Genomic DNA, 20,000 nt, shown 5'->3' with positions numbered 1-20,000 from the left:
GTTCAGCGACGGTTTATGAAGTCCCGAATCCGTTCCGCCGCTTCCACACACTCCGACAACGGCGCAACCAGCGCCAGGCGTACGCGACCGGCGCCAGGGTTGAAGCCGTCGACTTCGCGCGACAGATACGAACCCGGCACTACGGTCACGTGTTCTTCCACGAACAAGTCACGGCAGAACGCGGCATCGTCGCCCTTCACATTCGGCCACAGATAGAAGCCGCCGTCTGGGGCTTGTACATCCAGCACCGGCTTGAGAATCGCCAGCACGGCGTCGAATTTCTCCCGATACAGGTCACGGTTGGCCAATACGTGAGCTTCATCCTGCCAGGCAGCAATGCTGGCCAGCTGGGTTTGCACCGGCATCGCGCAACCGTGATAGGTGCGGTACAGCAGGAAGGCCTTGAGGATATCGGCATCGCCAGCCACGAAACCCGAGCGCAGGCCTGGCAGGTTGGAGCGCTTGGACAGGCTGTGGAACACCACGCAACGCTTGAAGTCCTGGCGGCCCAGTTCGACACAGGCGCTGAGCAGGCCTGGCGGCGGGGTCTGTTCGTCGAAGTACAGCTCGCTGTAGCACTCGTCGGCGGCGATCACGAAGTCATACTCGTCGGCCAGGGCGATGAGCTTTTTCAGGGTCTCGACCGGGATCAGCGCGCCGGTCGGGTTGCCGGGTGAGCACAGGAACAGGATCTGGCAGCGTTTCCAGATGTCTGGCGAAACGGCGTCGAAGTCCGGGTTGAAACCATTGCTGTTCAGGCACGGCAGGTAATGCGGCTTGGCCCCGGCCAGGAACGCAGCGCCTTCATAGATCTGATAGAACGGGTTGGGGCTGACCACCAGTGCATCGTCAGCGCGGTTGACCACGGTTTGTGTGAAGGCAAACAGCGCCTCGCGGGTGCCGTTGACCGGCAAAATGTTGCGCGCCGGGTCGAGCCAACCTTTGGGCACGTTGAAGCGCCGTTCGCACCAGGCGCCGATGGCCTCGCGCAGGGCCGGGATGCCCAGGGTGGTCGGGTACACCGCCATCTGGTCGAGGTTATCCGCCAGGGCCTTGGCTACGAAGGCCGGGGATTTGTGCTTCGGCTCGCCGATGGACAGCGCGATCGGGCGTTTATCCGGGTTCGGTGTAACGCTGCCGAGCAGGGCGCGCAGTTTTTCGAACGGGTAGGGCTGGAGCTGGTTCAGGGCGTTGTTCATGTAAGCCTCGATCAAGATGAGTGCGGCCTTTTGTGGGAGCTGGCTTGCCTGCGATCACATCGCTGCGGTGTACCAGATGCACCGCGGCGCCCGCATCGCAGGCAAGCCAGCTCCCACAGGGACCGTGCCCACTGGGAAGTTAAAAATCAAATGGTCAGTCTGGTCAGCTCGACACCCGGTTCCTGGCTCACGCTCAATTGCTGCACGATGGCTTCCTGCAAACGCAGGCACAGCTGCGGGTCGGACAGCGGCTGGTTGTCGGCGTCGGTAATGAAGAACACGTCTTCCACGCGTTCCCCCAGGGTCGCAATCTTGGCGTTTTGCAGCGACAGGTCGAACTCCAGGAAGATCCCGCCGATGCGCGCCAGCAAGCCTGGGCGGTCCGGTGCGCTGAGTTCCAGCACGGTCACTGGGCGCTGGGCGTCGTTGGAAATGGTCACCTGGGGCGCAAACGCAAAGTGCTTGAGCTGGCGCGGCACCCGGCGCTGGATGATGGTCGGGTAGTCATCAGGGTTGCGCAGGGCCTCGGTAAGGCCTTCGCGGATCTTTTTCACGCGCACCGGGTTGTCGCCGATCGAGTCACCGTCGGTGTCGAGCACAATGTAGGTGTCGAGGGTGAACTGGCTGCTGGAGGTGATAACCCGCGCATCATGGATGTTCAGGTTGAGCTGGTCCATGGCGGCCACGGTTACGGCGAAGAAGTCGTGCTGGTCCGGCGCGTAGATGAAGATCTGCGTGCCGCCCTCGAATTCGCGCTGGGTGGTTTCCTTGATCAGCACCAGTGGGCCGCCGTCGGCCGGCTGTTGCAGGATCGCGTCACTGTGCCAGGCCACGTCGCCGGCGGTGTGGCGCAGGAAGTAATCATCGCCCAGTTGCGACCATAGCTGCTCGACGTCATCCGGGTCGTTGCCGCCGCGCACGAGGATATCCAGGGCCGCGCTTTGGGTGCGGCGGATCTGCTCCTCGCGGTCCACCGGGTTTTCCAGGCCACGGCGCAGCGCGCGCTTGGTCTCGGTGTAGAGCTGGCGCAACAGGCTGGCGCGCCAGGAATTCCACAGTGTCGGGTTGGTGGCGTTGATGTCGGAGACGGTCAGCACGTAAAGATAGTCGAGGCGGGTTTCATCACCGACGATCCCGGCAAAGTCGTGGATCACCTGCGGGTCGGACAGGTCCTTGCGCTGCGCGGTCGTCGACATCACCAGGTGGTTCTGCACCAGCCACACGATCAGGCGGCTGTCCCACTGCGGCAATTGGTGGCGCTGGCAGAAGGCTTCGGCATCGACCGCGCCGACTTCAGAGTGGTCGCCATGCCGGCCTTTGCCAATGTCGTGGTACAGGCCGGCCAGATAGATCAGTTCGGGTTTGGGTAGCTTGGCCATGAGTTTACTGGCCAGCGGGAATTTTTCTGACACCTGGGTGTACTGCAACTTGCGCAGGTGTTTGATCAAATTGAGGGTGTGGGCGTCGACGGTATAGATGTGGAACAGGTCGTGCTGCATCTGCCCGACGATAAAGCCGAACTCCGGCAGGTAGCGGCCGAGGATGCCGTAACGGTTCATGCGCCGCAGGTTGCGGTGAATGCCGATCTTGCACTTGAACAGTTCGATAAACAGGCTGGTGTTACGGATGTCGTTGCGAAAATCATCGTCGATCAGGTGACGGTTTTCCCGCAGCAGGCGGATGGTATCGGCGCGCACGCCTTTGATTTCCGGCTGCTGGGCCATCAGCACAAAGATTTCCAGCATGGCGAACGGCGTGCGACGGAATACATTGTCGTTGCGCGCCTCAATATAGCCGTCGTGCAGTTGGAAGCGCGAGTTGATCGGCTGCGGCGGGGCTTCGTCTTCCGGCGCCAGGATCACCTCTTCGAAGTGCTGGATGATCAGGTCGCTGAGCTGGGCAATGCTCATGACCACGCGGTAATACTGCTGCATGAAGCTTTCGATGCTGGTTTTCGCGTCCTCGCCTTCAAACCCCAGCAGGGTGGCGATGGAGCGCTGGTGGTCGAACAGCAGGCGGTCTTCGGAGCGCCCGGCGAGCATGTGCAGGGCGTATCGCACCTTCCACAGGAACTCCTGGGACGAGGCCAGCAGCGCATTTTCGCTCTCGACCAGAAAGCCTTCACCGGCCAAGGCGCGCAGGTTGAGGGTGCCGTACTGGCGGCGGGCCACCCATAAGATGGTCTGGATGTCGCGCAGCCCGCCCGGCGAGCCTTTGACGTTGGGTTCCAGGTTGTATTCGGTGTCGTTGTACTTGTGGTGCCGGGCTTTTTGCTCGGCACGCTTGGCCAGGAAGAACTCCTTGCTTGGCCACATATGCGCGGTGCTGGTGACCTCCAGCATGCGCTGGCGCAGGCGTTCCGGCCCGGCGATGGTGCGGCTTTCCATCAGGTTAGTGATGACGGTGAGGTCGGCGCGTGCCTCTTCGGCGCATTCGTCCACCGAGCGCACGCTCTGGCCGACCTCCAGGCCGATGTCCCACAACAGCGTCAGAAAACGCTCGATGGAATCGCGAAAGATCTCATGATCGGCACTGTCCAGCAGGATCAGCAGGTCGATGTCGGAGTAGGGGTGCAACTCACCTCGACCGTAGCCGCCGACCGCTACCAGGGCGATGTCGGCGTCTTCGCTCCAACTGAACTGCTCCCAGGCTTTTTGCAGGATATTGTCGACGAACCAGGCGCGGTCCTCGATCAGCCGACGAATGTCCCGGCCGCTGCGAAAGCGCTCATCGAGCACCTCGCGGGCCTGGCGGATAGCCTTCTTGAAGGCGGCGATGGGGCTTGCCTTCAGGGCCAGTTCGGCCTGGAACTGGCCACGGTCGAAGAGTTCGGGGTCCACCTGGGGCATCGATCGGCTTTCCTATCTGTCTATTGAGTCAGTCACAACGGTGTAGCTGGAAAACCGAGGCAACCATCACGCCGAAACGCGAGGGATCGTGTCGTCTGCGCGCAGGGTGAAGATCTCGTAGCCGGTTTCGGTGACCAGCAGGGTATGTTCCCACTGGGCCGAGAGCTTGCGGTCCTTGGTGATGGCGGTCCAACCGTCGCCCAGCACCTTGGTGTCGGCTTTGCCCTGGTTGATCATTGGCTCGATGGTGAAGGTCATGCCTGCCTTGAGCTCCATGCCGGTGCCGGCGCGGCCGTAGTGCAGGATCTGTGGTTCTTCGTGGAATACGGTGCCGATACCGTGGCCGCAGAATTCGCGCACCACCGAAAAGCCGTTCTTTTCTGCGTGCTTCTGGATCACTTCACCGATATCGCCCAGGCGGCAACCAGGTTTTACGATCTCGATGGCCTTGTACATGCATTCCTGGGTGACCTGGGACAGGCGCTCAGCCCAGACCGGCACGTTGCCGACGTGGAACATACGGCTGGTATCGCCGAAATAGCGGTCCTTGATCACGGTGACGTCGATGTTCAGGGTGTCGCCGTCCTTCAACGGCTTGTCGCCTGGAATCCCGTGGCAGACCACGTGGTTGACCGAGGTGCAGATCGATTTGGGGAAGCCCTTGTAGTTCAGTGGGGCAGGGATGGCCTTTTGCACGTTGACTATATAGTCGTGGCAGATCTGGTTCAGAGTGTCGGTGGTGACGCCTGGCTTGACATGCTCGGCAATCATTTCCAGCACGTCGGCAGCCAGTTTGCCGGCAATGCGCATGCCGGCGATGTCTTCGGCGGTTTTCAAACTAACGGTCATACAGGCTCTCTCTAGCGCGACGCGCTGAAATCAATACGGTTTACGGGCGTGCGACAAATGGTTACGAAATTCGCACAAGCCTCAAAAAACGCGATTCTAACAGACGATGGCGTCAAATCATGATCCTCTGATAATCGCATCTCTCTATAGAGTAGGGGTATGTCGGCTCTATTCAAGGGGTTACACGAACACGGTTGCTGGCAAATGTGATTGCAGGTTTCGTTTTCGTCCTTCGTGTGGTATAAAATGCGCCGCTTTCCGGGGATACCCCGCAAAGCTTAAATCCACACACGTGTCGACACGATGACCTGGGTGCCGGAGGCCTTGATGCCGCTGGTTGGTCATTGGGATACGTGGAGGCCAAACCCGACTTATTAAGGAACTATCATGTCCCAAGTCAACATGCGCGATATGCTGAAGGCCGGTGTGCACTTCGGTCACCAGACCCGTTACTGGAACCCGAAAATGGGTAAATACATTTTCGGCGCGCGTAACAAGATCCACATTATCAACCTTGAAAAAACCCTGCCAATGTTCAACGAAGCTCTGACTTTCGTAGAGCGTCTGGCCCAGGGCAAAAACAAGATCCTGTTCGTCGGCACCAAGCGTTCCGCTGGCAAGATCGTTGCTGAAGAAGCAGCACGTTGCGGTTCGCCGTACGTCGATCACCGCTGGTTGGGCGGCATGCTGACCAACTTCAAAACCATCCGTGCTTCCATCAAGCGTCTGCGTGACCTTGAAGTGCAAGCCGAAGACGGTACTTTCGCCAAGCTGACCAAGAAAGAAGCGCTGATGCGCTCCCGTGACCTGGAAAAGCTCGATCGTTCCCTGGGTGGTATCAAGGACATGGGCGGTCTGCCTGACGCACTGTTCGTTATCGACGTTGATCACGAGCGCATCGCGATCACCGAAGCCAACAAGCTGGGCATCCCGGTTATCGGCGTAGTCGATACCAACAGCAGCCCGGAAGGCGTTGACTACATCATCCCAGGCAACGATGACGCAATCCGCGCTATCCAGCTGTACATGGGTTCGATGGCTGACGCTGTAATCCGTGGTCGCAACCACGTTGCTGGTGGTACCGAGCAGTTCGTTGAAGAAGCTCCGGTAGCTGCCGCTGAGTAATTAGCGCCCTGGCGTTGACTCAGTAAGCAAAAAGGGGGCTTGGCCCCCTTTTTGCCACCTCGAAAACCATTTGTCGGCAGCGCAGCTACAACTTCTGTAACGTGCAGCGGCCTACAAGGGTGATTCGGGAAGAATTGATCGCCCGTTTGATCGGGTGGAATGGTTGAAAACCTATCCAAGAGGATTTTGAAATGGCAGAGATTACTGCAGCGTTGGTTAAAGAACTGCGTGAGCGTACCGGCGAAGGCATGATGGATTGCAAAAAGGCCTTGACCAAGGCTGGCGGCGACATCGAAAAAGCCATTGATGACATGCGTGCTTCCGGCGCTATCAAGGCTGCCAAGAAAGCAGGCAACGTTGCTGCTGAAGGCGCTATCGCTCTGGTTGAAGACGGCAAGGCTGCCGTTCTGCTGGAAGTGAACTCCCAGACCGACTTCCTGGCTCTGCAGGACGACTTCAAGGCATTCGTTGCTGCCAGCGTCAAGAAAGCATTCGACGACAAGCTCACTACCGTTGAGCCGTTGATCGAAGCTCAAGAAGCTGATCGCCTGGTACTGGTCGGCAAGGTTGGCGAAAACGTCAACATCCGTCGCCTGACTCGCGTTGAAGGCGATGTTGTTGGTGGTTACCTGCACGGTAACAAAATCGGCGTCGTAGTTGCCCTGAAAGGCGGCGACGTTGAGCTGGCAAAAGACATCGCTATGCACGTAGCGGCCAGCAACCCGGAATTCCTGCTGCCATCGGAAGTGTCCGCTGACGCAATCGAACGCGAAAAAGCCGTGTTCCTGAGCCTCAACGCTGACAAGATCGCCGGCAAGCCGGAAAACATCGTTGAAAACATGATCAAAGGCCGTATCAGCAAGTTCCTGGCTGAAGCGAGCCTGGTTGAGCAGGCGTTCGTCAAGAACCCTGAAATCAAGGTTGGCGAACTGGCCAAGAAAGCCGGTGCTGAAATCGTTTCCTTCACCTACTACAAAGTAGGCGAGGGCATCGAGAAGCCGGTCGACAACTTCGCTGAAGAAGTTGCTGCCCAGCTGGCTGCCGCCAAGCAGTAAGACAGTTTTCAACTGTCGCCGAAAGAGGCTGCCCGCTCACGCGCGCAGCCTCTTTTCAAATGGGAAGGCCAATTTTTATTTGGCTTCCTTTCGGAACTGGCTTACAAAGCCGTGTTCCGATGGCGCTGTAATAGCGTCCAGCTAGAGTGAATGCAAGCCGTAAACGGCTCGCCAAGAATTTTTAAAAAATACGCCGCAGGAGAGATTCGCAATGGCTCAGCAGGGCAGTGGTTATCAGGCTCGCTATAAACGCATTCTACTCAAGCTCAGCGGCGAGGCCCTGATGGGCTCGGAAGAGTTCGGGATCGATCCCAAGGTGCTCGACCGCATGGCGCTCGAAGTCGGCCAACTGGTCGGCATCGGCGTTCAAGTCGGCCTGGTGATTGGCGGCGGTAACCTGTTCCGTGGCGCGGCACTGAGTGCTGCCGGTATGGACCGGGTCACTGGCGACCACATGGGCATGCTGGCCACTGTGATGAACGCCCTGGCCATGCGCGACGCCCTGGAGCGCGCCAATATCTCGGCCATCGTGATGTCGGCTATTTCCATGGTTGGTGTGACTGATCATTATGATCGTCGCAAAGCCATGCGCCACCTGAACGCCAAGGAAGTCGTGATCTTTGCCGCAGGCACGGGTAACCCGTTCTTCACGACCGATTCGGCTGCCTGCCTGCGTGCCATCGAAATCGATGCTGACGTGGTGCTCAAGGCCACCAAGGTAGACGGCGTCTATACTGCCGACCCATTCAAAGACCCGCATGCCGAGAAGTTCGATCATCTGACCTACGATGAAGTGCTGGATCGCAAGCTGGGTGTGATGGACCTGACGGCTATTTGCCTGTGCCGCGACCACAAGATGCCGCTGCGCGTATTTAACATGAACAAGCCCGGCGCCCTGCTGAATATCGTACACGGCGGCGCGGAAGGGACTCTGATCGAGGAAGGCCAACAATGATCAACGAAATCAAGAAAGACGCTCAAGAGCGTATGCAGAAATCCCTGGAGTCTCTGGCCCATGCATTTGGCCAGATTCGTACCGGCAAGGCTCACCCAAGCATCCTGGGTAGTGTGATGGTGCCGTACTACGGCGCAGATACCTCCATCACTCAGGTAGCCAATATCACCGTAAAAGACTCGCGCACCCTGCAAGTCGTGGCTTTTGAGCGCAACATGCTCGGCGCTGTCGACAAGGCCATCCAGAGCGCTGGCTTGAACCTCAACCCGACCAACCTGGGCGAGTTGCTGTTGATCTCCATGCCGGCCCTGACCGAAGAAACCCGTAAGGGCTTCACCAAGCAGGCGAGCGCTGCGGCTGAGGATGCACGGGTTGCCATGCGAAACATTCGCCGTGATGCCATGGGTGAGCTGAAGAAGCTGGTCAAGGATAAAGAAATCAGTGAAGACGAAGAGCGTCGTGCTGCTGCTGATATCGACAAGCTGATCAAGGATTTCGAAGGCAAGATCACCAAGGCCTTCGAGGAGAAAGAAAAGGACCTGATGGCCGTATAAGGGGTCAGGACACCTTCATGGAAAAGACCAAGCAGACTGTGCCCTCTGTGGTGCCGCGCCATGTCGCGATCATCATGGACGGGAATAATCGCTGGGCGAAAAAACGCTTTATGCCGGGTGTCGCCGGGCATAAAGCGGGTGTCGATGCAGTGCGCGCGGTGATTGAGGTATGTGCCGAGGCCAAGGTCGAAGTGTTGACCCTGTTTGCCTTCTCCAGTGAGAACTGGCAACGGCCGGCCGAAGAAGTCAGCGCCTTGATGGACCTGTTCTTCAAGGCTTTGCGTCGTGAGGCCAAGCGCCTCAACGACAACAACATCAGCCTGCGTATCATCGGTGACCGTTCGCGGTTTCATCCGGAGCTGCAGGCGGCCATGCGCGAAGCTGAAGCCATCACCGCTGGCAGCAACCGTTTTGTACTGCAGATCGCGGCCAACTATGGCGGCCAGTGGGATATCGCCCAGGCCGCGCAGCGCCTGGCTCGCGAAGTACAGGCCGGGCACCTGCGGCCCGACGACATCACGCCCGAATTGTTGCAAACCTGCCTGGTGACCGGTGACCTGCCGTTGCCGGACCTGTGTATCCGCACCGGTGGCGAGCACCGCATCAGCAACTTCCTGTTGTGGCAGTTGGCCTACACCGAGCTGTACTTCTCCGACCTGTTCTGGCCGGACTTCAAACACGATGCCATGCGTAATGCACTGGCCGATTTCGCTTCCCGTCAGCGCCGCTTCGGTAAAACGAGCGAGCAGATCGAAGCTGGAGCCCGGGTTTAAATGCTTAAACAACGAATCATCACCGCACTGATCCTGCTGCCGATCGCCTTGTGTGGGTTTTTCCTGCTCGACGGTTCCGGCTTTGCGCTGTTTATCGGCGTGGTCGTGACCCTGGGTGCCTGGGAGTGGGCGCGTCTGGCGGGCTTTAATGCGCAATTGCCACGCGTGGTCTACGCCGCTGTTGTAGCGCTGTTGCTGTTTCTGATGCATACCCTGTCGAGCATCGTGGTGCCTTGGGTATTGGGCGCTGCGGTGCTGTGGTGGGCGCTCGCGACCTTCCTGGTGCTGACCTTTCCGCGCACCAGTGGCCATTGGTCCAGTGTTGCCAGCAAATTGGTGATTGGCTTGTTGATTTTGCTGCCGGCCTGGCAAGGCCTGGTGGAAATCAAGAATGCACCGATGGGCAACTGGCTGATCATGGCGGTGATGGTGTTGGTGTGGGGCGCCGATATTGGCGCCTACTTCTCTGGTCGCGCCTTCGGCAAGCGCAAGCTGGCCCCGGCTGTCAGTCCCGGCAAGAGCTGGGAAGGCGTCTACGGCGGCTTGGCGTTGACCTTGTTGATCACGCTCGTAGTGGGTGTTGTGCGCGACTGGTCGGTGAAGGAAATACTCCTGGCCCTGCTGGGTACGGCGGTCGTGGTGTTCATCTCGGTGGTGGGCGACCTGACTGAAAGCATGTTCAAGCGCCAGGCCGGGATCAAGGACAGCAGCAACCTGCTGCCGGGCCATGGCGGCGTGCTGGATCGTATCGATAGCCTTACCGCTGCTATCCCGATCTTTGCAGTGCTGTTGTGGATGACGGCTTCGTGAGCCGCCTGCAACAGGTGACCGTGCTGGGGGCAACCGGCTCGGTGGGGTTGAGCACCCTGGATGTGATCGCTCGCCATCCTGACCGTTATCAGGTGTTTGCCTTGACCGGGTTCACCCGTTTGGCCGAGCTGCTGGCCCTGTGCGTGCGTCATACGCCGCGCTTTGCCGTAGTGCCTGAAGTGGCGGCAGCACGTGGCTTGCAGCAACAGTTGCAGGCTGCCGGGCTGGCTACGCAGGTGCTGGTGGGTGAGGAAGGGCTGTGCCAGGTGTCGGCCGATGCCGAGGTGGACACCGTGGTGGCGGCCATCGTCGGCGCAGCGGGTTTGCGCCCGACGCTGGCAGCGGTGGGTGCCGGCAAGAAGATCCTGCTGGCCAATAAAGAAGCGCTGGTCATGTCCGGCACGCTCTTTATGCAGGCGGTACGCAAGAGCGGCGCGGTGTTGCTGCCCCTCGACAGTGAGCACAACGCAATTTTCCAGTGCATGCCCGGCGATTTTGCCCGCGGCTTGAGCCAGGTGGGTGTGCGGCGGATTCTTCTTACGGCATCCGGTGGCCCGTTCCGGCAAACTCCACTGGCTGATCTGGAGCACGTGTCGCCTGATCAGGCCTGTGCACACCCGAACTGGTCCATGGGGCGCAAGATTTCCGTGGACTCGGCGAGCATGATGAACAAAGGCCTGGAGTTGATCGAGGCGTGCTGGTTGTTCGACGCTCGGCCGGATCAGGTTGAAGTGGTGATCCATCCGCAAAGTGTGATTCATTCCCTGGTCGACTATGTGGACGGCTCGGTGCTGGCGCAGTTGGGTAACCCGGACATGCGCACGCCGATCGCCAATGCCCTGGCCTGGCCGGAGCGGATTGACTCGGGGGTCGCGCCGTTGGACCTGTTCGCCGTTGCGCGCCTGGACTTCGAGGCGCCGGACGAACAACGCTTCCCGTGCCTGCGTTTGGCGCGGCAAGCAGCAGAGGCGGGCAACAGTGCGCCGGCGATGCTTAATGCGGCTAACGAGGTGGCTGTGGCGGCGTTTCTTGACGGGCGTATTCGCTTCCCGCAGATCCCGAGTATCATCGAGGAGGTTTTGAGCCTTGAGCCCGTTGTGGCAGTGGAAGATTTGGGTGCAGTGTTCGAGGCCGATGCAAAGGCCCGTGCCCTGGCCGAGCAATGGTTGAACCGCAACGCGCGTTAGCCTGTGGGCAGGTTTGAGCCTTCAGGCACTGGATTGGAATGCGGAGAAATTAGATGAGTGCGCTCTACATGATTGTCGGCACCCTGGTTGCTCTGGGTGTGCTGGTCACCTTCCACGAATTCGGCCACTTTTGGGTGGCGCGTCGTTGCGGCGTCAAGGTACTGCGCTTTTCCGTCGGTTTCGGCATGCCGTTGCTGCGTTGGCACGATCGTCGTGGCACCGAATTCGTAATTGCGGCCATTCCGCTGGGTGGCTACGTCAAAATGCTCGATGAGCGTGAAGGCGAAGTGCCGGCTGATCAATTGGACCAGTCCTTTAATCGCAAGACCGTTCGTCAGCGTATCGCGATTGTGGCTGCCGGTCCGATCGCCAACTTCCTCTTGGCGATGGTGTTCTTCTGGGTCTTGGCCATGATGGGCAGCCAGCAGGTGCGCCCGGTCATCGGCGCGGTCGAAGCGGACAGCATGGCGGCCAAGGCCGGTCTGGTCGCAGGGCAGGAAATTGTTTCCATTGATGGCGAATCGACCACGGGGTGGGGCGCGGTCAATTTACAGCTGGTACGCCGCATGGGTGAAAGCGGCACCATTAATGTGGTGGTGCGCGAACAGGATTCCACCGCCGAGACGCCTCGCGCCCTGGCCCTGGATCACTGGCTCAAGGGCGCAGATGAGCCTGATCCGATCAAGTCGCTGGGGATTCGGCCTTGGCGCCCGGCCTTGCCGCCGGTGCTGGCTGAGCTGGATCCGAAAGGCCCGGCGCAAGCCGCAGGTCTGAAAACCGGCGACCGTTTGTTGGCCCTTGATGGCCAGGCGCTGGGCGACTGGCAGCAAGTGGTTGATCTGGTGCGTGTACGCCCTGATACCAAAATTGTGCTGAAAGTTGAGCGCGATGGTGCTCAAATCGACGTCCCTGTGACCCTGGCGGTACGCGGGGAAGCCAAGGCCGCTGGGGGTTACCTGGGTGCCGGGGTGAAAGGTGTCGACTGGCCACCCTCGATGGTGCGGGAGGTCAGCTTCGGGCCGTTGGCGGCGATTGGCGAGGGTGCAAAACGCACTTGGACCATGAGTGTGCTGACCCTCGAATCGCTCAAGAAAATGTTGTTCGGCGAGCTCTCGGTAAAAAACTTGAGTGGACCGATAACCATTGCTAAAGTGGCGGGCGCTTCTGCCCAGTCGGGTGTCGCGGATTTCCTGAATTTCCTGGCTTATCTGAGTATTAGCCTTGGAGTTCTGAATTTGCTGCCCATTCCAGTATTGGATGGGGGGCATCTGTTGTTTTATCTGGTCGAGTGGGTGCGTGGTCGCCCCTTGTCGGATCGGGTGCAGGGTTGGGGGATACAGATCGGTATCAGTTTGGTGGTTGGAGTGATGTTGTTAGCTCTGGTCAACGATCTGGGACGACTGTAACGCTTCGCTGAATTGCGAATCTGCCGCATTTTGCGGCAGTTTGTTTATTGCCAGTTGGAATAAGAAAGGACTTCATGAAACGTCTGCTGCTAACTGCGGTTCTCACCGTATTGATGATCGCCGAAGTTCACGCCGAGTCCTTCACTATCTCCGATATTCGCGTCAACGGCCTCCAGCGGGTTTCCGCCGGTAGCGTCTTTGGTGCCTTGCCGTTGAACGTCGGGGAACAGGCGGATGATCGTCGCCTGGTGGAATCCACTCGTGCGCTGTTCAAAACCGGGTTCTTTCAAGATATCCAACTGGGTCGCGAAGGTAACGTCCTGGTCATTACTGTCGTTGAGCGACCTTCCGTCGCCAGTATCGAGATCGAGGGTAACAAGGCGATCTCCACTGAAGACTTGATGAAGGGTCTCAAGCAATCCGGCCTGGCCGAAGGCGAGATCTTCCAGCGCGCCACCCTCGAGGGTGTGCGTAACGAACTGCAACGTCAGTACGTCGCCCAGGGTCGCTATTCCGCGTCCGTGGAAACCGAAGTGATTCCGCAGCCTCGTAACCGTGTTGGCCTCAAGGTCAAGATCAACGAAGGCACCGTGGCGGCGATCCAGCACATCAACGTGGTGGGGAACACCAAGTTTGCTGATGACGACCTGATCGACCTGTTCGAACTCAAGACCACCAACTGGCTGTCGTTCTTCAAGAACGATGACAAGTACGCCCGTGAAAAACTCTCCGGTGACCTGGAACGTCTGCGTTCCTACTACCTGGACCGTGGCTATATCAACATGGATATCGCTTCGACCCAGGTGTCCATCACCCCGGACAAGAAACACGTCTACATCACCGTCAACGTCAACGAAGGTGAGAAATACACCGTGCGTGACGTCAAGCTCAGCGGCGACCTGAAAGTCCCTGAAGACCAGGTGAAGTCGCTGTTGCTGGTGCAGAAAGACCAGGTGTTCTCGCGCAAGCTGATGACCACCACGTCCGAACTGATCACCCGTCGCCTGGGTAACGAAGGCTATACCTTCGCCAACGTCAACGGCGTGCCGACCCCGCACGACGAAGACCACACCGTGGACATCACCTTCGTTGTCGACCCAGGCAAGCGTGCCTACGTGAACCGCATCAACTTCCGTGGCAACACCAAGTCTGCGGACGAAGTGCTGCGCCGTGAGATGCGTCAGATGGAAGGTGGCTGGGCGTCGACTTACCTGATCGACCAGTCCAAGACCCGTCTTGAGCGCCTGGGCTTCTTTAAGGAAGTCAACGTCGAAACCCCGGCCGTACCGGGTGTGGATGACCAGGTTGACGTGAACTACGCCGTTGAAGAACAGGCCTCGGGTTCGATCACTGCCAGCGTCGGTTTTGCACAGAGTGCCGGTCTGATCCTCGGTGGTTCGATCACCCAGAACAACTTCCTCGGTACCGGTAACAAGGTCTCCATCGGCCTGACCCGAAGCGAATACCAGAGCCGCTATAACTTCGGTTATGTCGACCCCTACTGGACAGCTGACGGTGTGAGCCTGGGCTACAACGCCTTCTATCGCACCACCGACTACAAAGACCTGAACGTTGACGTTGCCAGCTACGCGATCGACAGCCTCGGCGCCGGTGTCAACATCGGTTACCCGATCAGTGAGACTTCGCGTCTGACCTTCGGTTTTACTGCGCAACAGGACAAAATCAAGACCGGTGTGTACACCACGGATGAGATTTTCGACTTCGTGCGCCGTGAAGGTGACCAGTTCCTGAACTTCAAGGCGTCGGTTGGCTGGTCGGAATCGACCCTGAACAAAGGTGTGCTGGCGACACGTGGCCATTCCCAAAGCCTGACTGCTGAAGCCACCACGCCGGGCAGCGACCTGTCGTTCTTCAAGCTCGACTACCGTGGCCAGTTGTTCCAGCCGCTGAGCGACAACTACACCGTGCGCCTGCACACCGAATTGGGTTATGGCGACGGTTATGGTTCGACCAGTGGTCTGCCGTTCTATGAGAACTACTATGCAGGCGGTTTCAACTCGGTTCGTGGCTTCAAGGACAGTACCTTGGGCCCGCGTGGTACGCCGAGTCGTGGTCAAGGCGTAACCGGTAACCAAGGCACGCTTGCTGATTCCAACAATGACGCTCTGGCATTCGGTGGTAACGTACTGATCCAGGGTGGTGCTGAGCTTCTGTTCCCGCTGCCATTCGTCAAAGATCAGCGTTCGCTGCGTACTTCGGTCTTCTGGGACGTGGGTAACGTGTTCGACTCCAAGTGCCAACAGGTCAACAACCCGGCTCCTGTTCCTGGTCCTGGTTCTGTGTCCCAAACCCAGTGCAACGACGTCAGTCTGGCCAACCTCGCCAGCTCCGTAGGTGTTGGCGTGACGTGGGTGACCGCGCTTGGCCCATTGAGCTTTGCTCTGGCCATGCCGATCAAGAAACCGGATAACGCTGAAACCCAGATTTTCCAATTCTCCCTCGGCCAGACGTTCTAAGCGTCTGACCCAAGATAACGACAACGGATTCTGTAGGAGTACATCGTGCGTAAGTTGACTCAATTGGTTCTGCTGGCCACCGTGCTGGTAACCACACCGGCCTTCGCCGAAATGAAAATCGCCGTCCTGAACTATCAGATGGCCCTGCTGGAATCCGACGCGGCCAAGCGTTACGCCGTGGATGCCGAGAAGAAGTTCGGTCCGCAACTGACCAAGCTCAAGACTCTGGAAAGCAGTGCCAAGGGTATCCAGGATCGGCTGGTAGCCGGTGGCGACAAAATGCAGCAAGGCGAGCGTGAGCGTCTGGAGCTTGAATTCAAGCAAAAGGCCCGCGACTACCAGTTCCAGTCCAAGGAACTGAACGAAGCCAAAGCCGTTGCTGACCGTGAAATGCTCAAGCAGCTCAAGCCTAAGCTCGACAGCGCTGTGGAAGAAGTCATCAAGAAAGGTGCCTTTGACCTGGTGTTCGAGCGCGGCGCCGTGATTGACGTCAAGCCTCAATACGACATCACCCGTCAGGTGATCGAGCGCATGAACCAGCTGAAGTAAGCCATGACCGCGACTATCAAGCTCGGCGAGTTGGCCGAGTTCCTGGGGGCCACCTTGCGTGGCTCCAAGGAGAAAGAAATCACTGGGCTAGCCACCTTGCAGGAGGCTGGCCCAGCTCAGTTGAGCTTCCTCGCAAATCCCCAATACCGTAAATACCTGGTCGACAGCCAAGCCGCAGCCGTGTTGCTGAAGGCCGCTGACGCCGAAGGGTTTACCGGGGATGCGCTGGTGGTTGCCGACCCGTACCTGGCGTATGCCCGGGCGTCGCACCTGTTCGATCCCAAACCCAAGGCGGCGGCTGGTATTCACCCGTCGGCCGTGATCGCCGATGATGCTCAGGTTGACCCTGCGGCCAGCATTGGCGCGTTTGCCGTGATCGAGAGTGGTGCGCGCATTGCTGCCGGCGTCACGGTGGGCGCGCATTGCTTTATCGGTGCGCGTTGCGAAATCGGCGTCGATGGTTGGCTGGCGCCTCGCGTTACCCTTTATCACGACGTGCGTATTGGTGAGCGGGTTGTCATTCAGTCAGGCGCAGTGATCGGTGGCGAAGGTTTCGGTTTTGCCAACGCCAAAGGCATCTGGCACAAAATTGCCCAGGTCGGCGGCGTATTTATCGGCGACGACGTGGAAATCGGTGTCAACACCGCTGTAGATCGCGGGGCCTTGGCCGATACCGTGCTCGGTAACGGGGTGAAGCTCGACAACCAGATCCAGATCGCCCACAACGTGCAGATTGGCGATCACACCGCCATGGCGGCGTGCGTGGGTATCTCCGGCAGTACCAAGATCGGCAAGCATTGCATGCTCGCCGGTGGCGTTGGGCTGGTGGGGCATATTGAAGTTTGCGACAACGTCTTCATCACCGGCATGACCATGGTGACCCACTCGATTACCGAGCCGGGTGCCTACTCTTCCGGTACGGCCATGCAGCCTGCGGCTGAATGGCGCAAAAGTGCGGCACGTTTGCGCAAGATCGACGACATGGCCCGACGCCTCAAGCAGGTCGAAAAGCGTGTCGAGGACGTGACCCCTGGCGGTAATGCTTCATCAGAAGGCTGATACCATTTCCATATCAAGTGTGCACAGCCGCTAGACTGCCTCCTTGATTTGCTAGCGGGGCGTGCGTTTAGTTCGCCCGCCCCCAATCTTTATTACAGGCTTCCCCCCGAAATGATGGACATCAACGAGATTCGCGAATACCTGCCTCACCGTTACCCGTTCCTGCTGGTGGACCGTGTAGTGGACCTCAATGTCGAGGAAAAGCGCATTCGTGCCTACAAGAATGTCAGCATCAACGAACCGTTCTTCAATGGTCACTTCCCCGCGCATCCGATCATGCCGGGCGTGCTGATTATCGAAGCGATGGCCCAGGCTGCCGGTATCCTTGGTTTCAAAATGCTCGACCTCAAGCCTGCCGACGGCACGCTTTACTATTTCGTGGGCTCCGACAAACTGCGCTTTCGCAACCCGGTCACTCCGGGTGACCAGTTGATCCTGGAAGCCAAGTTCATCAGCTGCAAGCGCCAGATCTGGAAGTTCGAATGCCAGGCCTCGGTGGACGGCAAGCCGGTGTGTTCCGCTGAGATCATCTGTGCGGAACGCAAACTATGAGTTTGATTGACCCTCGCGCAATCATCGATCCGTCGGCCGTTCTGGCCGCCGACGTTGAGGTCGGCCCTTGGTCGATCATCGGCGCAGGTGTTGAAATCGGCGAGGGGACTGTCATCGGGCCACACGTGATCCTCAAAGGTCCGACCCGCATTGGCAAACACAATCGTATCTACCAGTTTTCCTCGGTAGGCGAAGACACCCCGGACATGAAGTACAAGGGTGAAGAAACACGCCTGGTAATCGGTGATCACAACATCATCCGTGAAGGTGTGACCATTCACCGTGGCACTGTGCAGGATCGTGCCGAAACCACGCTGGGTGATCACAATCTGATCATGGCCTATGCGCATATCGGCCATGACAGTGTGATCGGCAACCATTGCATCCTGGTCAACAACACGGCGCTGGCCGGCCATGTGCACGTTGACGATTGGGCGATCCTGTCCGGCTTCACCCTGGTCCACCAGTACTGCCATATCGGCGCCCACAGCTTTTCCGGCATGGGTACCGCGATCGGCAAGGATGTTCCGGCATTTGTCACGGTGTTCGGCAACCCTGCCGAAGCCCGCAGCATGAACTTCGAAGGCATGCGCCGTCGCGGTTTCAGTGAAGACGCGATTCACGCTCTGCGCCGCGCCTATAAGACGGTTTACCGTCAGGGGCTGACGGTTGAGCAGGCACTGACTGAACTGACCGAGCCAGCAGCGTTGTTCCCGGAAGTCGCGGTGTTCCGCGACTCTATCCAGGCATCGACGCGCGGCATCACCCGCTGATCATGGCGACTCTGCGTATTGCGCTGGTGGCCGGTGAGGCTTCCGGCGATATCCTGGGCGCTGGCCTGATGCGGGCGCTCAAGGCCCAGCATCCAGCGGTGGAGTTTATTGGCGTGGGCGGCCCGCTCATGCAGGCCGAAGGTCTGACATCCTACTTTCCCATGGAGCGCCTGTCGGTCATGGGGTTGGTGGAGGTGCTGGGCCGACTGCGTGAGTTGCTGGCGCGCCGCAAGCTGCTGATTCAAACCCTGATCGAAGAAAAGCCCGACGTCTTTATTGGCATCGATGCGCCGGACTTCACCCTCAATATCGAACTCAAGTTGCGTCAGGCCGGCATCAAGACCGTGCATTACGTTAGCCCGTCCGTATGGGCGTGGCGGCAGAAGCGTGTGCTGAAGATCCGCGAAGGCTGCGACTTGATGCTGACCTTGCTGCCGTTCGAAGCCAGGTTCTACGAAGAGAAGGGCGTACCGGTGCGGTTTGTCGGGCATACCTTGGCCGACACCATCCCGCTACAAGCTGACCGCGCCGCCGCGCGCGCCCAGCTGGGCTTGCCTGACGGTCCGCTGGTGGCATTGATGCCAGGCAGTCGTGGCGGCGAAGTCGGGCGTCTGGCCAGTGTGTTTTTCGAGGCTGCCGAACGCCTTCAAGCCCTGAAGCCAGGCGTGCGTTTCGTATTACCTTGCGCCAGCCCGCAACGGCGTGCGCAAATCGAGACGTTGCTCGAAGGCCGCAATCTGCCGTTGACCTTGCTCGATGGCCAGTCGCACCTGGCGCTTGCCGCCTGTGATGCGGTATTGATTGCCTCGGGCACCGCGACCCTGGAGGCGCTGCTGTACAAACGCCCGATGGTCGTGGCTTATCGCCTGGCGCCGCTGACGTTCTGGATTCTCAAGCGCATGGTCAAGAGCCCTTACATCTCCTTGCCTAACCTGCTGGCCCAACGCCTGCTGGTACCGGAGTTGTTGCAGGACGATGCAACGCCCGAAGCCTTGGCACAAACCCTACTACCCTTGATCGACGGCGGCGAAGAGCAGACCCGTGGTTTTGACGACATCCACCGCACCCTGCGGCGTGATGCATCGAACCAGGCGGCCGATGCTGTATTAACCTTGATCGGGCAAAAACAGGACGCTTTATGACCACGCAAATGGGCCTGGATTTCAGTCTGGTCGCACACGCCGACGCACTGGTCGCCGGTGTGGATGAAGTGGGGCGTGGCCCGTTGTGTGGCGCGGTGGTGACGGCGGCGGTGATCCTCGACCCAAATCGCCCGATCCTCGGTCTCAATGACTCGAAAAAACTCACCGAAGCGCGCCGTGAAAAGCTCTACGACGAGATCTGCGAAAAAGCGTTGAGCTGGCACATCGCCCGGGCCGAAGTCGAAGAGATCGATGAGCTGAACATTCTTCACGCCACCATGCTGGCCATGCAGCGCGCCGTTGAAGGGCTGCACATCACACCGAAAATGGCGATGATCGACGGCAACCGCTGCCCCAAACTGGCGATGCCTTCAGAAGCCGTGGTCAAAGGGGATAGCAAGGTTCCGGCGATTGCCGCCGCCTCGATCCTGGCCAAAGTCAGCCGCGACCGCGAAATGGCGGCGTTTGAATTGATCTATCCGGGCTACGGCATCGGTGGTCATAAAGGTTACCCGACGCCCGTTCATCTGGAAGCCTTGGCTCGCCTGGGCCCGACGCCGATCCACCGTCGTTCGTTCGCCCCGGTCCGTCAGGCTTACGAGGCGCGTGAGAGTCTCAGCGAGGTTTAGTCGCGAGGCTGATGTTTTGCTCAAGGCCCGGTACAATCCCGGGCCTTGTTGTTTCTA

The 20,000-nt window shown here is 59.0% G+C and carries 18 protein-coding genes; 15 read left to right on the top strand and 3 right to left on the bottom strand.

Going from position 1 to position 20,000, the window contains the following annotated elements; all coding sequences use genetic code 11:
- Positions 1-2: 2 nt before the first annotated feature.
- From dapC to map, 3 genes are all read right to left on the bottom strand, one after another.
- Complete coding sequence (gene dapC / locus ACQY47_RS08260; RefSeq protein ID WP_428556871.1) at positions 3-1,199, bottom strand: succinyldiaminopimelate transaminase; 1,197 nt, start codon at positions 1,197-1,199, stop codon at positions 3-5.
- Positions 1,200-1,345: 146 nt separating this feature from the next.
- Positions 1,346-4,048 (bottom strand): [protein-PII] uridylyltransferase, encoded by a 2,703-nt coding sequence (locus ACQY47_RS08255; protein WP_017137139.1) that lies wholly within the window; start codon positions 4,046-4,048, stop codon positions 1,346-1,348.
- A 66-nt stretch (positions 4,049-4,114) separates the two neighbouring features.
- Entirely contained in the window at positions 4,115-4,897 is a 783-nt protein-coding gene (gene map / locus ACQY47_RS08250) for a type I methionyl aminopeptidase (RefSeq protein WP_017137140.1), read from the bottom strand.
- A 387-nt stretch (positions 4,898-5,284) separates the two neighbouring features.
- Here map and rpsB point away from each other — a divergent pair, with 387 nt between their 5' ends.
- The 15 genes from rpsB (at position 5,285) to rnhB (ending at position 19,943) form a co-directional block, all read left to right on the top strand.
- On the top strand, positions 5,285-6,022 hold the full coding sequence (rpsB, locus tag ACQY47_RS08245) for a 30S ribosomal protein S2 (RefSeq protein ID WP_003189158.1): 738 nt from the start codon (positions 5,285-5,287) through the stop codon (positions 6,020-6,022).
- Between the two features lie 191 nt (positions 6,023-6,213).
- A complete protein-coding gene (gene tsf / locus ACQY47_RS08240; RefSeq protein WP_177032712.1) occupies positions 6,214-7,077 on the top strand; it encodes a translation elongation factor Ts in 864 nt (287 codons plus the stop codon).
- A gap of 211 nt (positions 7,078-7,288) precedes the next feature.
- The gene (gene pyrH, locus ACQY47_RS08235) at positions 7,289-8,032 is read left to right on the top strand and encodes a UMP kinase (RefSeq protein ID WP_003172271.1); all 744 of its coding nucleotides are present in this window, start codon (positions 7,289-7,291) and stop codon (positions 8,030-8,032) included.
- Positions 8,029-8,586, top strand: a complete 558-nt coding sequence (gene frr, locus ACQY47_RS08230; protein WP_017137142.1) for a ribosome recycling factor — start codon at positions 8,029-8,031, stop codon at positions 8,584-8,586. Before pyrH ends, frr begins: the two co-directional genes overlap by 4 nt.
- Positions 8,587-8,603: 17 nt before the next feature.
- Positions 8,604-9,359, top strand: a complete 756-nt coding sequence (uppS, locus tag ACQY47_RS08225) for a polyprenyl diphosphate synthase (protein WP_017137143.1) — start codon at positions 8,604-8,606, stop codon at positions 9,357-9,359.
- Positions 9,360-10,169 carry a phosphatidate cytidylyltransferase gene (locus ACQY47_RS08220; RefSeq protein WP_065928976.1) on the top strand — a complete coding sequence of 270 codons (810 nt, stop codon included), beginning with the start codon at positions 9,360-9,362 and terminating at the stop codon, positions 10,167-10,169.
- Positions 10,166-11,356 carry a 1-deoxy-D-xylulose-5-phosphate reductoisomerase gene (gene ispC / locus ACQY47_RS08215; protein WP_138454083.1) on the top strand — a complete coding sequence of 397 codons (1,191 nt, stop codon included), beginning with the start codon at positions 10,166-10,168 and terminating at the stop codon, positions 11,354-11,356. Before ACQY47_RS08220 ends, ispC begins: the two co-directional genes overlap by 4 nt.
- 53 nt (positions 11,357-11,409) lie before the next feature.
- Entirely contained in the window at positions 11,410-12,762 is a 1,353-nt protein-coding gene (gene rseP / locus ACQY47_RS08210; RefSeq protein WP_428556865.1) for a sigma E protease regulator RseP, read from the top strand.
- 74 nt (positions 12,763-12,836) lie between these two features.
- Positions 12,837-15,239, top strand: a complete 2,403-nt coding sequence (gene bamA, locus ACQY47_RS08205; protein ID WP_428556863.1) for an outer membrane protein assembly factor BamA — start codon at positions 12,837-12,839, stop codon at positions 15,237-15,239.
- Between the two features lie 45 nt (positions 15,240-15,284).
- Positions 15,285-15,788, top strand: a complete 504-nt coding sequence (locus ACQY47_RS08200; RefSeq protein WP_003189173.1) for an OmpH family outer membrane protein — start codon at positions 15,285-15,287, stop codon at positions 15,786-15,788.
- A 3-nt stretch (positions 15,789-15,791) separates the two neighbouring features.
- A complete protein-coding gene (lpxD, locus tag ACQY47_RS08195) occupies positions 15,792-16,847 on the top strand; it encodes a UDP-3-O-(3-hydroxymyristoyl)glucosamine N-acyltransferase (RefSeq protein ID WP_428556861.1) in 1,056 nt (351 codons plus the stop codon).
- Positions 16,848-16,958: 111 nt separating this feature from the next.
- Complete coding sequence (gene fabZ, locus ACQY47_RS08190; protein ID WP_003172281.1) at positions 16,959-17,399, top strand: 3-hydroxyacyl-ACP dehydratase FabZ; 441 nt, start codon at positions 16,959-16,961, stop codon at positions 17,397-17,399.
- Positions 17,396-18,172, top strand: coding sequence for an acyl-ACP--UDP-N-acetylglucosamine O-acyltransferase (lpxA, locus tag ACQY47_RS08185; RefSeq protein WP_017137149.1), 777 nt, complete (start codon positions 17,396-17,398; stop codon positions 18,170-18,172). The genes fabZ and lpxA overlap by 4 nt, the downstream gene beginning before the upstream one ends.
- 2 nt (positions 18,173-18,174) lie before the next feature.
- Entirely contained in the window at positions 18,175-19,314 is a 1,140-nt protein-coding gene (gene lpxB, locus ACQY47_RS08180; RefSeq protein WP_099548557.1) for a lipid-A-disaccharide synthase, read from the top strand.
- A complete protein-coding gene (gene rnhB / locus ACQY47_RS08175; RefSeq protein WP_017137151.1) occupies positions 19,311-19,943 on the top strand; it encodes a ribonuclease HII in 633 nt (210 codons plus the stop codon). Before lpxB ends, rnhB begins: the two co-directional genes overlap by 4 nt.
- Positions 19,944-20,000 lie beyond the last annotated feature (57 nt).

It is taken from the genome of Pseudomonas edaphica, assembly GCF_965277385.1.
In the GTDB taxonomy this organism is placed as follows: Bacteria; Pseudomonadota; Gammaproteobacteria; order Pseudomonadales; family Pseudomonadaceae; genus Aquipseudomonas; species Aquipseudomonas edaphica.
The sequence above is the reverse complement of the archived record's forward strand: the minus strand, read 5'-3'. Positions and strand labels throughout refer to the sequence as shown.

Excerpts from the sequence above, each read along its gene's own strand:
- ACQY47_RS08255 (WP_017137139.1), bottom strand. The coding sequence starts at position 4,048 with ATGCCCCAGGTGGACCCCGAACTCTTCGACCGTGGCCAGTTCCAGGCC.
- pyrH (WP_003172271.1), top strand. The coding sequence starts at position 7,289 with ATGGCTCAGCAGGGCAGTGGTTATCAGGCTCGCTATAAACGCATTCTA.
- bamA (WP_428556863.1), top strand. The coding sequence starts at position 12,837 with ATGAAACGTCTGCTGCTAACTGCGGTTCTCACCGTATTGATGATCGCC.
- rnhB (WP_017137151.1), top strand. The coding sequence starts at position 19,311 with ATGACCACGCAAATGGGCCTGGATTTCAGTCTGGTCGCACACGCCGAC.
- map (WP_017137140.1), bottom strand. The coding sequence starts at position 4,897 with ATGACCGTTAGTTTGAAAACCGCCGAAGACATCGCCGGCATGCGCATT.
- uppS (WP_017137143.1), top strand. The coding sequence starts at position 8,604 with ATGGAAAAGACCAAGCAGACTGTGCCCTCTGTGGTGCCGCGCCATGTC.
- rpsB (WP_003189158.1), top strand. The coding sequence starts at position 5,285 with ATGTCCCAAGTCAACATGCGCGATATGCTGAAGGCCGGTGTGCACTTC.
- lpxB (WP_099548557.1), top strand. The coding sequence starts at position 18,175 with ATGGCGACTCTGCGTATTGCGCTGGTGGCCGGTGAGGCTTCCGGCGAT.
- ACQY47_RS08220 (WP_065928976.1), top strand. The coding sequence starts at position 9,360 with ATGCTTAAACAACGAATCATCACCGCACTGATCCTGCTGCCGATCGCC.
- lpxD (WP_428556861.1), top strand. The coding sequence starts at position 15,792 with ATGACCGCGACTATCAAGCTCGGCGAGTTGGCCGAGTTCCTGGGGGCC.
- rseP (WP_428556865.1), top strand. The coding sequence starts at position 11,410 with ATGAGTGCGCTCTACATGATTGTCGGCACCCTGGTTGCTCTGGGTGTG.
- frr (WP_017137142.1), top strand. The coding sequence starts at position 8,029 with ATGATCAACGAAATCAAGAAAGACGCTCAAGAGCGTATGCAGAAATCC.
- lpxA (WP_017137149.1), top strand. The coding sequence starts at position 17,396 with ATGAGTTTGATTGACCCTCGCGCAATCATCGATCCGTCGGCCGTTCTG.
- tsf (WP_177032712.1), top strand. The coding sequence starts at position 6,214 with ATGGCAGAGATTACTGCAGCGTTGGTTAAAGAACTGCGTGAGCGTACC.
- dapC (WP_428556871.1), bottom strand. The coding sequence starts at position 1,199 with ATGAACAACGCCCTGAACCAGCTCCAGCCCTACCCGTTCGAAAAACTG.
- fabZ (WP_003172281.1), top strand. The coding sequence starts at position 16,959 with ATGATGGACATCAACGAGATTCGCGAATACCTGCCTCACCGTTACCCG.